Source organism: Leclercia sp. LSNIH3 (assembly GCF_002935105.1).
GTDB classification, from domain to species: Bacteria; Pseudomonadota; Gammaproteobacteria; order Enterobacterales; family Enterobacteriaceae; genus Enterobacter; species Enterobacter adecarboxylatus.
On the sequence record NZ_CP026387.1, the window covers coordinates 4,658,956 to 4,675,127 of the forward strand.

At 54.8% G+C, this 16,172-nt stretch carries 15 protein-coding genes; 8 read left to right on the top strand and 7 right to left on the bottom strand.

Annotated features, from left to right (window positions below; all coding sequences use genetic code 11):
• The first annotated feature begins 3 nt into the window (after positions 1-3).
• A complete protein-coding gene (locus C3F35_RS22540; RefSeq protein ID WP_103792261.1) occupies positions 4-480 on the top strand; it encodes an SRPBCC family protein in 477 nt (158 codons plus the stop codon).
• Positions 481-732: 252 nt separating this feature from the next.
• Entirely contained in the window at positions 733-1,995 is a 1,263-nt protein-coding gene (locus tag C3F35_RS22545) for a Y-family DNA polymerase (RefSeq protein WP_059307804.1), read from the top strand.
• A 434-nt stretch (positions 1,996-2,429) separates the two neighbouring features.
• On the opposite strand, the gene C3F35_RS22550 is transcribed toward C3F35_RS22545, so the two are convergent.
• Positions 2,430-3,107, bottom strand: coding sequence for an SOS response-associated peptidase (locus tag C3F35_RS22550; RefSeq protein WP_103792262.1), 678 nt, complete (start codon positions 3,105-3,107; stop codon positions 2,430-2,432).
• 94 nt (positions 3,108-3,201) lie between these two features.
• Between C3F35_RS22550 and C3F35_RS22555 the strand changes: the two genes are divergently transcribed.
• On the top strand, positions 3,202-4,029 hold the full coding sequence (locus C3F35_RS22555; RefSeq protein ID WP_103792263.1) for a DMT family transporter: 828 nt from the start codon (positions 3,202-3,204) through the stop codon (positions 4,027-4,029).
• A 15-nt stretch (positions 4,030-4,044) separates the two neighbouring features.
• On the opposite strand, the gene C3F35_RS22560 is transcribed toward C3F35_RS22555, so the two are convergent.
• Entirely contained in the window at positions 4,045-5,871 is a 1,827-nt protein-coding gene (locus C3F35_RS22560) for a glycoside hydrolase family 15 protein (RefSeq protein ID WP_059307807.1), read from the bottom strand.
• A 295-nt stretch (positions 5,872-6,166) separates the two neighbouring features.
• Positions 6,167-6,742 (bottom strand): DUF4142 domain-containing protein, encoded by a 576-nt coding sequence (locus tag C3F35_RS22565; RefSeq protein WP_032610979.1) that lies wholly within the window; start codon positions 6,740-6,742, stop codon positions 6,167-6,169.
• 457 nt (positions 6,743-7,199) lie between these two features.
• Between C3F35_RS22565 and C3F35_RS22570 the strand changes: the two genes are divergently transcribed.
• From C3F35_RS22570 to C3F35_RS22580, 3 genes are all read left to right on the top strand, one after another.
• The gene (locus C3F35_RS22570; RefSeq protein ID WP_192798968.1) at positions 7,200-7,592 is read left to right on the top strand and encodes a hypothetical protein; all 393 of its coding nucleotides are present in this window, start codon (positions 7,200-7,202) and stop codon (positions 7,590-7,592) included.
• 448 nt (positions 7,593-8,040) lie between these two features.
• Positions 8,041-8,406 (top strand): hypothetical protein, encoded by a 366-nt coding sequence (locus tag C3F35_RS22575; protein WP_103792265.1) that lies wholly within the window; start codon positions 8,041-8,043, stop codon positions 8,404-8,406.
• Between the two features lie 12 nt (positions 8,407-8,418).
• The gene (locus C3F35_RS22580) at positions 8,419-10,515 is read left to right on the top strand and encodes a pyrroloquinoline quinone-dependent dehydrogenase (protein WP_103792266.1); all 2,097 of its coding nucleotides are present in this window, start codon (positions 8,419-8,421) and stop codon (positions 10,513-10,515) included.
• A 103-nt stretch (positions 10,516-10,618) separates the two neighbouring features.
• On the opposite strand, the gene dsbG is transcribed toward C3F35_RS22580, so the two are convergent.
• The 3 genes from dsbG to C3F35_RS22595 are packed head-to-tail and all read right to left on the bottom strand — an operon-like array spanning position 10,619 to position 13,777.
• Positions 10,619-11,374 (bottom strand): thiol:disulfide interchange protein DsbG, encoded by a 756-nt coding sequence (gene dsbG / locus C3F35_RS22585; protein WP_103792267.1) that lies wholly within the window; start codon positions 11,372-11,374, stop codon positions 10,619-10,621.
• Positions 11,374-13,392: a protein-disulfide reductase DsbD family protein gene (locus C3F35_RS22590; protein WP_103792268.1), complete on the bottom strand. Its 2,019-nt coding sequence runs from the start codon at positions 13,390-13,392 to the stop codon at positions 11,374-11,376. Before C3F35_RS22590 ends, dsbG begins: the two co-directional genes overlap by 1 nt.
• Positions 13,393-13,438: 46 nt before the next feature.
• A complete protein-coding gene (locus C3F35_RS22595; RefSeq protein WP_306737885.1) occupies positions 13,439-13,777 on the bottom strand; it encodes a copper-binding protein in 339 nt (112 codons plus the stop codon).
• 390 nt (positions 13,778-14,167) lie between these two features.
• On the opposite strand from C3F35_RS22595, the gene C3F35_RS22600 reads away from it, so the two are divergent.
• A complete protein-coding gene (locus C3F35_RS22600) occupies positions 14,168-14,638 on the top strand; it encodes a GNAT family N-acetyltransferase (RefSeq protein WP_103792458.1) in 471 nt (156 codons plus the stop codon).
• A gap of 179 nt (positions 14,639-14,817) precedes the next feature.
• Here C3F35_RS22600 and C3F35_RS22605 read toward each other — a convergent pair whose 3' ends face one another.
• Positions 14,818-15,270, bottom strand: coding sequence for a GNAT family N-acetyltransferase (locus C3F35_RS22605; RefSeq protein WP_103792459.1), 453 nt, complete (start codon positions 15,268-15,270; stop codon positions 14,818-14,820).
• A 187-nt stretch (positions 15,271-15,457) separates the two neighbouring features.
• Between C3F35_RS22605 and C3F35_RS22610 the strand changes: the two genes are divergently transcribed.
• Positions 15,458-16,141, top strand: a complete 684-nt coding sequence (locus tag C3F35_RS22610; protein WP_103792269.1) for a hypothetical protein — start codon at positions 15,458-15,460, stop codon at positions 16,139-16,141.
• Positions 16,142-16,172 lie beyond the last annotated feature (31 nt).

The following is a 16,172-nucleotide window of genomic DNA, read 5'->3' on the forward strand; positions in this document are numbered from 1 at the left end:
GCTATGGCTGACTATCAATTTTCCACCGTCTGGCGGGTTGAAGCGTCTGTCCAGGAAGTCTGGGAGATCCTCTCTCATCCTGATTTGTGGCCCGAATGGTGGGGAAGCCTGGTGCAGATTATCGAGTTAAGAAAAGGGGATGGGCGGGGGATTGGCGCCCTGCATCGTTATACCTGGAAGGGCGCACTCCCGTATCACATCACCTTTGATATTCATGTATTAACGATTCAACCTTTATGCCTGTTGGAAGGAGAAGCCAGCGGCGAGGTGGAAGGGCGGGGCGTGTGGTCTTTGTCCGCTCATGGTCGGGAGACGCTCGTCCGGTATGACTGGGATATCCGCACCAATACCCGCTGGATGAACCTCCTTGCGCCGCTGGCAGGCCCCGTTTTTCGCTGGAACCACCACAGGGTGATGCGCGACGGCGCAAAAGGGTTAGCCCGGCGATTAGGCAGGCGTGTCGAGGTGCATGTAGGGTAAAGCCCTGGGGCGATGGCTTTCAAAATCAACCCTGGCGACTGCGCGGTAAAGACGGACAGTGACGGCAAACTGTCGGGCGCTCGCCTTTGGCGCAATGTTGCGGTCAGGTGGCCGCCCGGCGCATGTTCCCGGCGGCCCCTTGATTTCTCTCTGAATTCATTGATACTGTATATATATACAGTTAAATGGATTTGATACTATGCCGTTCATCCCCATGCGCTTCACCGCGCCTGCTAAAGGGCGTAAATAACCATGTTTGCGCTTGTAGACGTGAATAGCTTCTATGCTTCCTGCGAAACCGTGTTTCGCCCGGACCTGAAGGGGCGCCCGGTAGTGGTGCTGTCGAATAACGATGGCTGCGTCATTGCCCGCAGCGCTGAAGCGAAAGGGCTGGTGACCATGGGGGCACCATATTTCAAGCAGAAAGATATTTTTCGCCACCACGGTATTGTGACCTTCAGCAGTAACTACGAACTCTACGCCGATATGAGCCACCGGGTAATGACCACCCTGGAGGAGCTAACCCCGCGGGTCGAGATCTACTCCATTGATGAGGCCTTTTGCGATCTCACCGGGGTCAGCAATTGTCTTAACCTCGAGGCCTTTGGCCGTGAAATCCGCCAGACGCTGCTGCAACGTACGCACCTGACCGTCGGGGTCGGCATTGCCCCCACCAAAACCCTCGCCAAATTAGCGAATTTCGCGGCAAAAAAATGGCAGCGGCAGACCGGCGGCGTGCTCGATTTATCCAGCGTCGAGCGGCAGCGTAAACTGATGGCAGCACTGCCCGTGGAAGAGGTGTGGGGCGTTGGGCGGCGGATAAGTAAAAAGCTCAATGCCATGGGAATCAACACCGCGCTGGATCTGGCAGATACCCACATTGCCGTTATCCGCAAACATTTCAGCGTGGTGCTGGAGCGCACCGTCCGGGAGCTGCGCGGCGAATCCTGCCTCGGGTTTGAAGAGTTTCCCGCGCACAAGCAGGAGATAATTTGCTCCCGCTCGTTCGGTGAGCGGGTCAGTGACTACGAGGCGATGCGCCAGGCCATCTGCAGCTATGCCGCCCGCGCGGCGGAGAAAATGCGCGCCGAGCACCAGTACTGCCGATTTATCTCCGTCTTCGTGAAGACCTCGCCGTTTGCGCTGAATGAGCCTTACTATGGCAATAGCGCTTCCGTTAAGTTGCTGACGCCCACCGAAGACAGCCGGGATATTATTAACGCGGCGACACGCTGTCTGGACGCCATCTGGAGAGAAGGGCTACGTTATCAAAAAGCCGGGGTCATGCTGGGGGATTTTTTTAGCTCCGGCGTCGCGCAGCTCAATTTGTTTGATGAAAACCCTCCCCGGCGCAACAGCGCAGAATTAATGGCCGTCATCGACGACCTTAATAAAAAAGGGCGCGGAACGCTCTGGTTTGCGGGGCAGGGCATCGCACAGCAATGGCAAATGAAAAGAGAGATGCTATCGCCGCGCTATACAACGCGCTTTTCTGATTTACTGCGGGTGAGATAAATCTATATTCCGGAAATAGCCTGGGGATAAAAATAGCGGTGAAAAGGACGTTTTTTTAAACGATATATCCCCGTTTGATGACATATTCCTGTATGGTGGTGTTTCTACTCACCTGCCCGGAGGGGCTATTCCCAACCTAAAATTTGAGTGCCCGGTTTGCACAAGTAAGCGATTTCGTTTTACCACGTTCAGCCCAACGCAAACCCACCCTCATGGTGCTGTTTGTTCCGTCTGCGGAACCCGACTCACTACCCACTCATGCGTGCCACTCCCAAAAAGGAGACGCTGGCCAAAACAGGTTGTATAAGTGTAAAGGGGGGGCCTGCTTTTGGCCTCCTTGTTTATTTTGCCGCTTCGCTTACTTCCGCTTTTATATTTATTGGGTATTAGCAAATGCCAGAAAATAATAGCGGTCAGTACCATCGCCCTTATTTTTACGTCTCGCTGACTTTATTGATAAGTTCTGCACGTTGATTTTTCACATTGCCCACCGCCCGGGTAACGGCATGCCAGTGAAACTGGTCTGCGGGTACGGCACCCGTCTGGGCGATCGCTTCTGCTTCTTGTCCACTTACCGTCTCGCGCAGCCATTCCCGTGCCGCCTGTGGCGTTAACACCAGCGGGCGCCGATCGTGAATATCCACCAGACCTTTATCCGCCGCAGCGGTCACAATCAGGAACCCCTCAGCCTCATCACCACGTTCAAATGGCGTGCTGCCAATAGCGGCCATAAAAATGGGTTGTCCGTCTGCGCGATAGATAAAGTAAGGCTGCTTTTTATCCCCTTCCTTTTTCCACTCGAACCAGCCGTCGGCAAAGACAATCGCCCGGCCATGATGCCACAGCGGTTTGAACATCCGGCTGGTGGCGGCGGTCTCCTGACGGGCATTGATCAGCGGCGACTTATCCCACCAGCCAGGGGCGTAGCCCCAGAATACCGGGTCGAGATGCAACAGATCGTCGCGCTCGCTGAGCAATAACACTTTGGTGCCGGGCGCGACGTTATAGCGCCCGATCGGTTCCGGGTCGTAGGGAATATCGCAATCCGCTTCATCGGCGAGAAAGGCAAGGTACTCTTGCCGGGTCTGGGCCTGGGCAAAACGTCCACACATAGTTACCTCCAGGGGTTTACTTAAGTATAGGATACGAGGCATAGCGGAAGGAGAAGGGCGTGCCTTCGGCCGGGTTTGATTCGTGAGGGAAGGTATGACAGGAAAAATAATACTCACCATGCTGGCGTTCGCCGCCAACTCTGTCCTGTGCAGAGTGGCGCTGACCGGCAGGCATATCGATCCGGCGACCTTCAGCGATGTGCGGATCATCAGCGGCGCGCTGTTCCTGGTTATGCTGATGAGCCTCAGAAAAAAGCCTGACTCAAAAATACACTATGACTGGCGGAGCGGCCTGGCGCTGGCGCTCTATGTGCTGGCGATGTCCTGGTCCTATCTGCAGATCGATACCGGAACGGGGGCGCTGTTACTGTTCGGAACGGTTCAGACGGCCATGGTCATCTATGGCTGGCGACAGGGAGAAAAAATCGGTGTGCTGAAGGGGGCGGGACTGCTGCTGGCGGTGGCAGGAACAGTGCTGCTACTGCTACCCGGCGCGCATGCCCCGGAACCGACCAGCGCGTTGATGATGATTGGCTCCGGGCTGGCCTGGGCCTACTACTCGGTGAAAGGCAAAAGCATGCCGGAGGCTATACCCGCGACGACGGGTAATTTTATTCTGGCCGTTCCCTTCACCCTGATCCTCTCGTTTTTGCCCGCCGCGGAAAGATTTGCCAGTGCACAGGGGATGTTATTAGCCAGCCTGTCGGGGGCGGTGGCCTCAGGCGCGGCTTATGCCCTGTGGTACACCTTGCTGCCGAGGATGAAAGCCATGACAGCAAGCACGGTGCAACTGAGCGTGCCTTGCCTTGCCACCCTGGGAGGCGTGGTGCTGCTTGGCGAAACACTCAGCCTGCGCATGCTGCTGTCGATGTGTGCCGTGCTGCTCGGCATCACGATGGTTATCCGGGCGGGCCGCGCCTGAGTCGAACCGGTGACGTTATTTTGCTTTCCGTTGATGCTCGCTGATGGCCTGCGCCGCACAAATCAGCGCGAGATGGCTCAGGCCCTGGGGCATGTTTCCGACCCACTCGCCGGTTCGGGTATCAAACATTTCATTGAAGGTTTCAACATTGCCGCGGTGGCACAGGGTCTTCAGAATTTCATCCATGCTCTCTGCGGCCCTCTCCGGCTCGCCCATCGAGGCCCAGGCTTCTGCCAGCCAGAATGAACAGGCGATGAAGGTGCTCTCCTCCTGCTCAACGCCGCTGTAACGGTAGACCATCGCGCTGTTATGGCCCAGCTCGCGGTGGATAGCCTGATAGGTCAGCTTCATGCGTTTCGGATCCACTTTCATACCGTAACGAGAAACCAGGGCCAGCGAGGCGTCCAGCTGACCACCATCTCCCTCATAAAAACAGTAGGACTGATGGGTTTCCGACCAGCAGTGCTCTTCAACCCAGTCGCGGATCCGGTCCCGCTCGCGCGCCCAGCGTGCCTTCCAGGTCGGTTCGATATGACTGGCGTCCGCCAACACTACCGCGCAGTCCAGTGCCAGCCAGCAGGACATTTTGGAATGCGTGTAATGTTGTTCTTCCGGCAATTCCCAGATCCCCGAGTCTTTCATGCGCCAACGGTCTGCACACTGATTGGCAAGGTGCCCAAGGAAGCGCGAAGTGCCCGTATCCAGAATATGACCCGCTTCGACAAAGAGTTTTGCCACGCCAAGCATATCGGCATACATGCTCAACTGGCGCTGATTGCGGGCGTTATTGCCGATGCGTACCGGCTGTGAATCCCGGTAGCCCTGGAGTTCCGCATACTGCTCCTCCGGGACCAGTTCGCCTTCAAGGGTGTAGCAGGCCTGCATATCCGGGCCATGTTTAATAATGGTTTTCGACAGCCAGGAAAACGCCGCTTTACACTCTTCGAGGGTGCCCAAAAAGGTAAAGGCTTTGATAATCAGGCAGGCATCTCTCACCCAGGCAAAGCGATAGTCGTAGTTTTTCTTGCCGCCGATCCCTTCCGGAAGAGAGGTGGTGGCCGCCGCCGCCAGCGCGCCGGTTGGCGAATACCAGAGGAACTTCAGCGCCAGCGCGGAACGAATCACGTGATCTTTATAGAGGCCATCATATTTGAGCCCCTTCACCCAGCCTTGCCAGGCGGTGTGGCTGGTTTCAATGCGGTTATCAATGGTTTCAATGTCCGGTACGGCCAGAGGTTCGCTCTGGGTCACGAGCAGCGCCACCACTTCCCGGCTGCCCTTCTTCAGGGTGATCTCCGCTTCGATCTCTTCGTCATCGGCACGGGTGATTACAACGTTTTCGCTGGTGTGCAGCATCGCCATCAGATCGCCGATATGATAAACGCTGCCCTTGAAGGTATCTGACCGCCAGGGCGAGCGGGTTTCAATCATGGTGCCGAACCGCAAATGGAGCCGGAAAGGCACGGTGCCGCGAACGCCTTCCAGCCGTCGCGCCAGTTCACTCCAGGGCAGGCGTCCCGCCAGGGTGCTGTTAATCGATTCGGTTAACAGCACCGTGCCGTCATCTGTCTCAAAGCGGGTTTCCAGAATGTTGCTGTCCTCGCGGTAGGCGCGCGAGACGGTATAGTCGACGGCGGGTGTCAGGCTGAAAAAACCACCGATCTTCGGATCTAGCAGCCGATCAAATAGGGGCGGGGAGTCGAGATTGGGCGCGCTCCACCAGTCGATGGAACCATCCGGGGCAATGAGTGCAACGGAACGGCCCTCACCGATCGCCGCATAATCTCCCAGACCAATGAACCCTTCCTCGCGTAAAGGCATCGTGTATTTAGCATTTTTCAAATGAGTCCTCCCTTTAGTCTGGCGCAGCAGGCCGCGTTAACATCACGTTGTGGTCGTGCACATAAAGCCTGGCATAACGTGACGGATATCGCGCTTTCAGGAGGCGTATTTGAGAATTCATCCCGCTAACAGGCGGGGGGGGCTGGCAGGGGAGAGAGTGAGGAAGACAGCATATACCCTGGGCCTGGCTGTACTGTGCCAGAAGCGATCCTTCGCGCTATTCGCGCCATGCTGCCTGCCGATGGTGCGGGTTACAAAGGCTTGCGACCCGCAAACAACCTGTTTACTTGTCTGTTTACATCTTCATCTGCTCAGCAGACTTCAGATGCTGCTCAACGACCGGGGTATGCGCGTCGGCCAGAGCCTTCACATCAGGATCTTTGATGTTTTTGGCGTCACTTTGCAGTTTAGACAGGACCATCTTGTGATCTTTGGTACCGGCGTTTTCCATATACATTTTGTCAAATGCGTCGCCGCTCTCTTTTTCCAGCTTGTCGGCCATGGCCTTGTGTTGCGCGTCTGGTTCAGTTGGCAGCGTCACGTCCTTCTGCTTAGCGACCGTCTGGACTTTGGTCAGGGCATCGCCGTGATCATCGACCATCTTTTGCGCAAAGGCTTTGACATCACTGCTTTCGGCCTTGTTCAGCGCGATTTTGGCAGCGGCAATTTCATTGATATTGGCCTGGGCCATGTCCTTTAACGCTTTTTCGTCGCCGGAGCTGAGCTTCGCCATCGATCCGGTCGAACTGGTCTGGGCTGACGTATCACTCTGCGCGGCGCTGGTGCTCTGGGCTTGCACAGCGGCAGTGCTGAACATCGCTGCGACTGCTGATGCAATCAGCACGACTTTCAAGTTGTTACGCTTTTGCATGTTGTTCTCCTGATGGTCATGGGTAGGGTTGGTGCCAGGTCATTAACCGTGCATATCCTTCTGACTAAATTACAACTGCACTGGTCAGTATAGTGGAACGACAGGTTACGACAGCAGATTAAGCTATTGTCCTAAAGGAAGGGCGGCAGGAAATGGCGGAAGTAAGAAGGGGCGAGTGGATTTTGAACGCCTGAAGATATCTACGTACGGCGTGCCTGACGCCTTGCAATTGCCTTCCCCTATACGCCTCTCCCCAAAACATCCCCGCATCCCGCTCTGCGTCGGGTTTTTGCATGACGTAAATGGGAATTGTAAAGATTCCCATTTTCTTTGTAAGGTTGTTTGAGTTTAACCTCTTTTATGCCTAAACTTATTTTACACCGAAAAATTAAAAAACGCGTATATGTGCCGTATGGAATGCCGGCATAACAACACAACAGCAATGAAAGAGGGGTTTATGGAGTGGAAAATAGTCGAGATTGTTGCCAGCCCTGACTCGGGGACGATTTTTGGTAAAGTAGAAACACCCTATGGGCTGAATTATATCTTGTGGTTCAAGGGGAATTATTACGTGCGGCCAGGGGAAATCGTCACGATGACTGAAACAGGCATGCTGATTAATCATCGCCGACAACGCGTCTGGATAGCACAGGCAATGCCTTACTCATCAATACGTTGGTTAGGTTTTCGGATGAAAAATGAGTGTCCTGGAAACCGCCATGATGGGAGCCAGAGATGCGATCGTGAATTACCGTGCCAGTTTAAACATTGTCCCTTCGGGCTCACGCACTCTCCGCCAGAAAGTTATTACACATCAGAAATTAACTTTCATGAACAAAAATTCTATTAACTACAGACCCGCGGCACAGCATCAGGGGTCATTTGATACTGGCGCGCCATGTCCATCATGGGTGGTCGTCCGCCCATGGCAAGTATTCATGATCACATTTGACCAGCATGAGGCGTTCCGCCTCTCGCGCCAGACAGACCGTGCCAGCATAAGCGCCTGTAGCCTGTCATAAAGAAGCAGGTCTGCTATTGCGTTAATTTTTGCCTGTAAAGCTTCAGAAAATACTCCCGCGGAATGACTGCCCCTTTCCATTTAATGCCTCTGATTATGAGGCGAAAGACGACTCAACGACCCAGCCAAAAAATATCTTCTATACTTTCTTACGTTTAATGCATGTTGCAGCTGTGAATTGTCTCAGGCTGGCTATCTGTCCGCGCTTGCTGGACGCGCATAAACGCCATTCTGATGGCTTTTTCATTTTTCATTTTTTGATAGGGGACTTCCTGGTATGTTGCATTCTCATCCCTCACGGGCTGGCACGCTATTGCTGCTGCTGGCTGCGGTGATTGGCTTCGCGGTAGCGTTATACGCCTGGCTGACGCCGCTTACGGGTGTCACGGGTACCATTGGTGCGTTGGGCGTTGCCATTGCCTGCGCGGTACTGGCGATACTGACCTTTATGCTTCGTGCCGCATCTGGCCGTGGCGCGCGCATCTTCTTAATTATTGTCACCCTTGTGGCACTGGCGGGTATTGGTTTTGCAGCCGTGCTGCTGCACCAGTACATCATTACTGCAGCCATGGTGGTCGGCCTGATTGGTCTGATTATGCTGAGCAGCAATTCCGTTCACCACAATCCCCGCGTCAGAGCCTGAGGAGCCCCACCCGTGCATAACGATAAACACAACCCATTAATGAAAGTCAGCCTGACGGCACTGGCATTGCTGGTCACTCCGCTTACCCTGCAGGCGCAGGATAAAGCCGCGGAGGCCTCTCAGGGGACGCAGGAAGAACTCAATGTGGATGCGGCCAATCATCAGGCGCCGGGCACCACAAAAACCACGGATGAAGCCTCTACCGGCAACGGCAGCGGCCAGAAAGTTGCATCTGCCAGCCAGCCGGCGACGCCGCGGGTGCCTTCTGCTGCCACCTGGGACAGCTTCCACGGACAGCTTAACGCACAGAAATACAGCCCGCTGAAGCAGATCACCGCCGAGAACGTGGGCAAATTAAAAAAAGTCTGGGAGTTTCACACGGGTGATGTCTCGGATGGTAAAGGCGACACCCCGGCAACCGTCTGGTCCGCGACGCCGATTTTTGCTAACGAGACGATTTATATCGGCACGCCTTTCGATCGCCTGATTGCGCTGGATCCGGGAACGGGTAAAGAGAAGTGGCACTATGACACGAAATCTTCGCGAAAAGCCCTCACGCAGCCAGTCCTGAAAAACCGCGGCGTCTCCTACTGGCAGGCAAAAAATCCGGTGGCCGGAGAAGCCTGTCAGAAAATCGTTTATATGGGCACCGTTGATGGCAAGCTCTATGCGCTGGATGCCGATTCAGGAAAGCCATGTGGCAACTTTGCGGACAAGGGCGTCCTGGATATCAATCAGTGGAACACGCTTAACGCCAAATATCCGCTGTCCATTCTTCAGCCGCCAACGGTAGTCGGGAACCATCTGCTGGTGGGCTGGGCCGGTAAGGACTGGGCCTATGCTGAAGCGCCTCCGGGCACCGTATTTTCCATCAATGCACAGACCGGCGAGCGTGAATGGGCTTTCGAAGCGATCCCAGCTGACATCCGCAAACGCACCGGGACGGCCAACGTCTGGACGCATATGTCTGCCGACGAGGCGAATGGCCTGGTCTATCTGCCGGTCTCATCGCCATCTCCGAACTACTGGGGCGGCAATCGTGTAGAGGAGATCCCGCTTGGCACCTCGACAACGGCGCTGGATATCAATACCGGTAAAGTGGTCTGGTCTCGCCAGTGGGTGCATCACGACGTGTGGGATTACGATATCAACTCCGCCCCAACGCTGATGGATATCACCGTAAACGGCAAACAGATCCCGGCCCTGATTCAGGCCACCAAGCAGGGCTTCCTGTTTGTGGTCAACCGCCTGACGGGGGAAGACGTCTGGCCTATCGAAGAGCGTCCGGTACCGCAGGGTGACGGTTCGGTGCAGGGGGAAGTGCTTTCGCCAACCCAGCCATTCCCGACCAAACCCGCGCCGCTGCTCGATCAGTCGAAAAAACCAGAGATCTGGAAGCTGGCCGATATGGTCGGTGCCGGGCAGTGTTCCCGCCTGTGGGATAACCTGACCTATGAGGGAATGTACACGCCGCCGACCACCAAAGGCGAGGGTGCGCTGACCTACCCGGACAGCGCCGGTGGCGTGCAGTGGGGCGGTGTAGCCTTTGATCCCAATAAACAGATCGCTATCGTCAACACCTCGCATATCGTGCAGTACGTGAAGCTCTACAGCCGTGAAGATTACGATAAAGCCGATAAAAGCGCTGGCAACGAGAGCGGCTTTGCGCCTCAGGAAGGTGCGCCTTACGGCCTGCGCCTGATGGTTGCCAATAACTGGCTGGGTATGCCGTGCTGGAAGCCGCCGTTTGGTGAAATCGTGGCGCTGGATATGCATACGGGAGATGTGAAGTGGCGTCGTCCGGTTGGCGCATCGCAGCAGTACGGCTTCTTTATGCCGGAAAGCTGGGGTTCACCGACAATTGGTGGTCCGGCTGTGACGGCGGGCGGTGTGATCTTTATCGGTGCCTCCATGGATGCCAAAGTGCGCGCCTATTCCGTAGAGACTGGTGAAGAGCTTTGGTCCGATCAGGCTGAAGCCCCTGCGGTAGCGAATCCGTCGGTCTATGAATACAAAGGCCGCCAGTATGTCGCGTTCGTCGCGGGGGGGAACACTATCCTCAAGGATCAGGTGGGTGATCAGGTTGTGGTGTATGCGCTCCCTGAATAACCGATGATATAAAACACCTGCGTTACCGGATAAGGCGGTGAGCAGGTAAAAAGTGCAAAACAGCAGCTGATACAGCTGCTGTTTTGCTATAGGTTAACGCGGTTTATTTACAGGCCACCAGATCGGCCATTTGCTTAGCATCAGGCAAGCCGATGATTTGTTGCAGGGTGCGCGCTTTATTCAGGTAATAAATAGCAGGTGTACCGCTGGCACCTAATTGCTCCATAAGCTGCTGATTGTGCTGTATCTGCTTAAAGACGTCAGGCGGGGTGTTGCCTTTCAGCGCCGGTTTGATTTTTCCATCGCTACTCTCAAGGTCATACCACACTTTAGCCGGATCCTTCGCAGCGAGGACTGCCGCCGCATACTGCGCGCTGTCCGGGCGGATCACGCCAACCAGCAAGGTTTTGGTGCTGATGCTTTTATCTTTGATAAAAGGCTGAGCCTGGTGCCAGAACTTATTGCAGTAAGGGCAGAAGGGATCGGCAAAGACAACCACCTGACATTTCGCCTCTGCGCTGCCTTCTGTAATTCCCGGCGCAGCGGTAAGCTGCTTCCACATCTCGCGGCCTGCGGGAATATAAATCTCGTCATTAATGGTCTTCTCGCTGAGGTTATTTCCCTGCGCATCATACATATAGCCTGAGATAACATGCTTTTTGTCCGGGGTGAGATAAAGCGTTACGCCCATGTCTTGATATTTACCCAGCCATCCTTCCACACCGCCGGGGGCGCTGAACGGCTTAATGATTTCAATGCCCTGTTTCTCCATTTGTTTAACCGGTTCGGGCAGGTCAGCGGTCTGCGCCTGCGTGGTGGCGCTCATCAGCAGCGTTAACAGTGACAGTATCTTCTTCATTATTTTTCCTCAGTGAAATCAGGCGACGGGGAGGCATTCGCCTTCGTCAGTGTGGTTAGCAGCGCATCTTTGCTCAGAAGAGAGGGCAGAACATGCCCCTGCGGCAGTGAAGGGCCAAATATAGCGTTAAAAGGAATACCGCTGGCACCGTAGCGGCGCAGGAACTGTTCGATTTCAGCAGATGGCTGACTCCAGTTTCCCTGCAATAGCACAACGTCGTCGCGGTTTAAGGCGGCAATCACCTCAGGGCGATGAAGGACCAGGACCTCATTAACCCGGCAGTTCAGACACCAGTCGGCGGTAATATCAACCAGCACGCGTTTTTTCGCATCCAGCGCCTCGCTTAATGCCGCTTCACTGAGCGGCTGCCAGTTGAGGGGAGAGTCGTCCTTCCCCTGGGGCTGGGGAGCCAGGAAAGCATACAACCCGGCACCAAACAGCACGCCAAACGCCAGGCTGCGCAGGTTTTCCTGATGGTCAGGCATGGCTTTCGCGCAGCGGTACAGGAAAAACGCCACCATCAGACCCCCGCCAATAAGCACATAGCGGGCACCCCACGCGTTTACCAGCAGCGACATCAGCCAGAGACAGGAACCCAGCATAAGGAGCACCAGCACCAGACGCAGTTTTCCCATCCAGGGGCCGGGCTTCGGCAGCCAGCGTGCCACGCCGGGAACGAGGCTTATCGCCAGCCAGGGAAGGCTCATCCCGACACCCAGGACTAAAAAGATGAGCCACAGCTGATGGACGGGTGCCGCAAGCGCGAACGTCACGGCCGTGCCGAGGAAGGGTGCCGTGCAGGGTGTGGCAAGCAGGGTGGCAAATGCGCCTTCAAGAAAACTCCCGCCGATGCCGTTGCCACCGGCGGTTGCCAGCCGGGTGGACAAGCCGGAAGGCAGTCGGATCTCAAACAGGCCCGCCAGGCTGAAACAAAAAATCCACGTCACCACAACCATGGCGGCAATGAACCAGGGGTTCTGGAACTGAAAGCCCCAGCCAATCCAGGCGCCGGACAGACGCAGCCCGGTAACGACCGCCGCCAGCACCAGAAACGAGAATACTATCCCGGCCGCTGTTGCCAGAAAACGCAGCCGCGTCTGACGGCGGGTGCTCTCTGCCAGTGTCATCAGCGAAGCGAGTTTGATCCCGAGAACCGGCAGAACACAGGGCATCAGGTTAAGAACAAGACCACCCGCTAACGCCACGGCCAGGATCTGCCATAGCGCCGTGGACGGGGTGATATCGACCGTGAGTTGCTGGCTCTGCGCGCCATTGCTGACCAGCAGAGAGAGCTGTTGCAACCAGGAGGCATCCAGCGGTTTTCCCTGCGTATCACTGACGCTAAACCGGGCGGTCAGCGTGTCACCGCGGATCTCCGCCTGCGGTGGCGACAGAGTCGCTCCCGTAGGGTTGTCAGTAAAAAGATCCGGCCGGGACCAGCCCTCCGGGGAGGTCAGTTTCAGGGTCAGCGTGTCATCGTCAGCGGTAACGGATTGAACCGCCACAGTGCCGCTTTCCGGGGGAACAGCGCGCATCGCGTTCTCCCAGTCGTCGGCAAAGTGGGCTGACGGACCGGATGCCAGGTTGATATCCAGCGGGAAAGTATTGACCACGCAGAGATTGCTGCACAGCGAAAGCGTCAGATTCCCGCGCAGTCGTTGCAGTTCCTGGGTGGTGACTTCCAGCGGAAACACCACGCGTTGGTCATAACCGACTGAGGTGAAACCCGCGGAATCAAACCGGACGGGGCGGGGCCAGTGCCACTGCGTTTCTGCCTGCGACGCCCAGGCGATCGCGGGCCGGAATCCGCCGTCACCGGGGGTTCGCCAGTAAGTTTTCCACCCTTCATCAGGGGTGACGTCAAGCAGCAGGCGAACTTTCCCGTTCGCAGGCGTATCGTGCCAGACATGAACCTGAGCATGGGAATTGTCAGGCTTCATCGGCCAGCCCGGTACCGCAGCTGAGGCCGCAGACAGGCTGAATAACAGGAACCACAGGCTCCTGAAAAAGGCTTTCATATATTTTCTCCGTGAAAAATTAACTAAACAGGAACGTCCGGTTCAGTCATTCACGGAAAACGCAGTTTTTGAGGTGTATTCGAAGGAGCGGAGGACGAAAGAGGATCACCGGTCTCGGCAGAACGCTGATTTTGAGCAGCACCGCCAGCACCAGCACCAACAGACCAGTGAAAAGCAGAAGGTTATCAAAGTGGAGAGGCTGGGCGGCCAGAAGCGAGTGGGCGCTTAACTCGCAAGGGGATATCCCCGGCGATGCTTGCTCCTGCGTGCTGTTTTCAACAGTCAGGGAGAGCGCGGCGGCTTTAACCTGCATGTTATGCAGGATACTGGCCCGCTGGGTCAGACAAACCAGCATGACAAGACCGGCAACGAATAGCAGCGCCAAAGCGCTCAGTTGCCTGTTCTTATGGTGAGTCGAACCCGTCAGGATAGTCATGGGCAATGAGGATAGTGAGCGACCCGGCTCCGGGCAAGCGGCAATTTGTAAAGTAATGCCAACCAGAGCAGTTCGCCAGGTCGGTTTCCTCCCTCACTCAGGGCCTCTTTCACCCGCAGAAGGGCGGAATAAAAAGCCGCTCATTATTACTCGAGGTGATTCAGTAAACCTAACGGGTGGCGCGGCACTCATTCTCTTAACCTGGAATGGCCCTTCTGATCTTTGACAGCGTGGCCGCCCTTGAAGGCCGCGTTGTGTCAGGGGGGTAAACAAAGAGGTTGAAACGAAACCGTTTCGTGATAAATCTGGAAAGATAATATGACGAAAAGGAAGAAGAAAATGAAGATCAGACTTGCGGTACCTGAAGAGGCAGAGGAATGCTGGAATATCAGAAATCTTTCTATCCGGGAGGGGTGTAAACCCAGTTATAGCGCCAGGGTGCTTGAGGCCTGGACGCCTGACGCTATGCCTGAACATTACAGGGAGGTGATAAAGGAAAATCCTTTCTTTGTTGTCGAAAAACCGGGTGTCGGATTGGTCGCTACGGGATATCTGGATCTGGCCGCTGCAAGCGTAGAGGCGATTTTTACATTGCCGGACTATTTTGGTAAGGGTTTGGCCAGCCTGATTATTGAAACGATTAAAGACGAGGCAATGAAACGAGGACTGAAACAGTTAACCCTGTCCGCAACCCCTAACGCAAAAACCTTTTATGAAAAGCACGGCTTTGTGTTTATCAAAGAAAGTACCTCGCCATCAAGACTTGCCCAAACAGATTTACGCTGCATGAATATGTCCATCCAACTCTGAACGCGCGTTTTCTACTTAGAACAGTTCGCCAACGGGTATACGGCAGTTCCGGACCTTGTAGATAATCCTGAGCTGCCTGTAATCCGGGTATGCAATTTGCGCTTGTCGCTCATAACCGATTAGATAACGACGTCGGTCTGCTGAGTGCCATCAGCGGGTGGCCGATCCAATGAAGAGAATCAGCGCAAGGCTTTTGAAAAACAGGCGGCTTCTGGCCTGCCTGTGTAGGGGCCGTAATTCTCGATGCGGCGATAACCCTGTTTCTCATAGAAATTTACCGCCCGATGGTTGATGCATCGGGTTTCCAGTCTGAGTTGGCTATATCCCCTCTCTTTTGCAGAGGTTTCCAGAAAAGCGAGTAATGCTCCACCAATCCCCGGCACACTTCGGTCTGAAAACATTCTTTTAAGCTCGGCGATATTTTGCGTCAAAGGGCGTATCGCACCGCAGCCTATGGCTTCGCCATGGCTATTCTTTGCCAATACCCATAACGCGTTGGCATTATTCATTGCTTCAACGTTGAAATTGCTTTTGCCATTATCACCGGTAATCGCGGCAAGTTCTGCTGACAGCGTTTCAATTAAACGCTGGGATTCTGAAGAGAAGGGATCGGCTATTTCGACGGTTATCATGGTCATATCCTGCGAGGTGAGTTCGCCCAGCATAATGTATCCTGCTGGCTCAGACAAAAGGATATACCTCATCAGATGCGATTCTCGCCTTAACAAATTATCACTGAAAAAGTTATCGAATGGCCTAAAATACCTGGCTGACATGTAAGTCATAGCCCGTGTTCCTGTTAACGCCATAAGGTCAGTCATGACATTAATGAGTCTGCCAGATATTTATCGTGCAACAAATGCAAATACCCTCGCCATGTGGGAGGAAAATGCAGGGATCGGCAACGTCAGAAAAGAAAACTACTACGATCCGGTAAAGTTCGCACTTGCGACAGGTCTACAACCGCCCATATCCGCTCCTGTATCACGTCTCCTTGATGAACTGAAAAAACTCACAGGGGATGATCCCCTTGCCGATACCCTGCCAGCACAGGGCTTCCATTTCACCTTCCTGCCCCTGACGCAGCCACTGTATAAGGTTGACGAGCCGTTGCCTGCGAAAGTCGAGCAATTGCGCACGATCTGGGCTGAATATCAGGCGAAAAAGATTGTCATCAGAAAACTTCGCTTAGTGGCTTTACCCAGCCAGTTGTTGCTGGCGGGTATTCCAGATGAGCCGGCGATAGCCATGCGCCAGTCCTTCAGCGAGAAGATTCTGGCGTCGTCCTGGAAAAATGAATTGCTGGTGCGTCATGCCAATAGTCCATTACCTGCACCGTTCTGGCACAGTACGCTTCTGCGTTACAACGCCGATTTTTTACCGACAGAAGTGCGTCGGTTTTTCTTAGAACGTCAGGGTATTGATTTCGGGGATGTTGCCGGGGAATTAACGTTAGCGAAAATTAACTACAACTGGACGAAATGTTATTCGCCAGCGCGTTAATTCAGGGGATGCCCGCTTCGTGACAGAAGCG

Coding starts and splice junctions, on each gene's coding strand:
- C3F35_RS22540 (WP_103792261.1), top strand. CDS start 4: ATGGCTGACTATCAATTTTCCACCGTCTGGCGGGTTGAAGCGTCTGTC.
- C3F35_RS22545 (WP_059307804.1), top strand. CDS start 733: ATGTTTGCGCTTGTAGACGTGAATAGCTTCTATGCTTCCTGCGAAACC.
- C3F35_RS22550 (WP_103792262.1), bottom strand. CDS start 3,107: ATGTGTGGACGTTTTGCCCAGGCCCAGACCCGGCAAGAGTACCTTGCC.
- C3F35_RS22555 (WP_103792263.1), top strand. CDS start 3,202: ATGACAGGAAAAATAATACTCACCATGCTGGCGTTCGCCGCCAACTCT.
- C3F35_RS22565 (WP_032610979.1), bottom strand. CDS start 6,742: ATGCAAAAGCGTAACAACTTGAAAGTCGTGCTGATTGCATCAGCAGTC.
- C3F35_RS22570 (WP_192798968.1), top strand. CDS start 7,200: ATGGAGTGGAAAATAGTCGAGATTGTTGCCAGCCCTGACTCGGGGACG.
- C3F35_RS22575 (WP_103792265.1), top strand. CDS start 8,041: ATGTTGCATTCTCATCCCTCACGGGCTGGCACGCTATTGCTGCTGCTG.
- dsbG (WP_103792267.1), bottom strand. CDS start 11,374: ATGAAGAAGATACTGTCACTGTTAACGCTGCTGATGAGCGCCACCACG.
- C3F35_RS22590 (WP_103792268.1), bottom strand. CDS start 13,392: ATGAAAGCCTTTTTCAGGAGCCTGTGGTTCCTGTTATTCAGCCTGTCT.
- C3F35_RS22600 (WP_103792458.1), top strand. CDS start 14,168: ATGAAGATCAGACTTGCGGTACCTGAAGAGGCAGAGGAATGCTGGAAT.
- C3F35_RS22605 (WP_103792459.1), bottom strand. CDS start 15,270: ATGATAACCGTCGAAATAGCCGATCCCTTCTCTTCAGAATCCCAGCGT.
- C3F35_RS22610 (WP_103792269.1), top strand. CDS start 15,458: ATGACATTAATGAGTCTGCCAGATATTTATCGTGCAACAAATGCAAAT.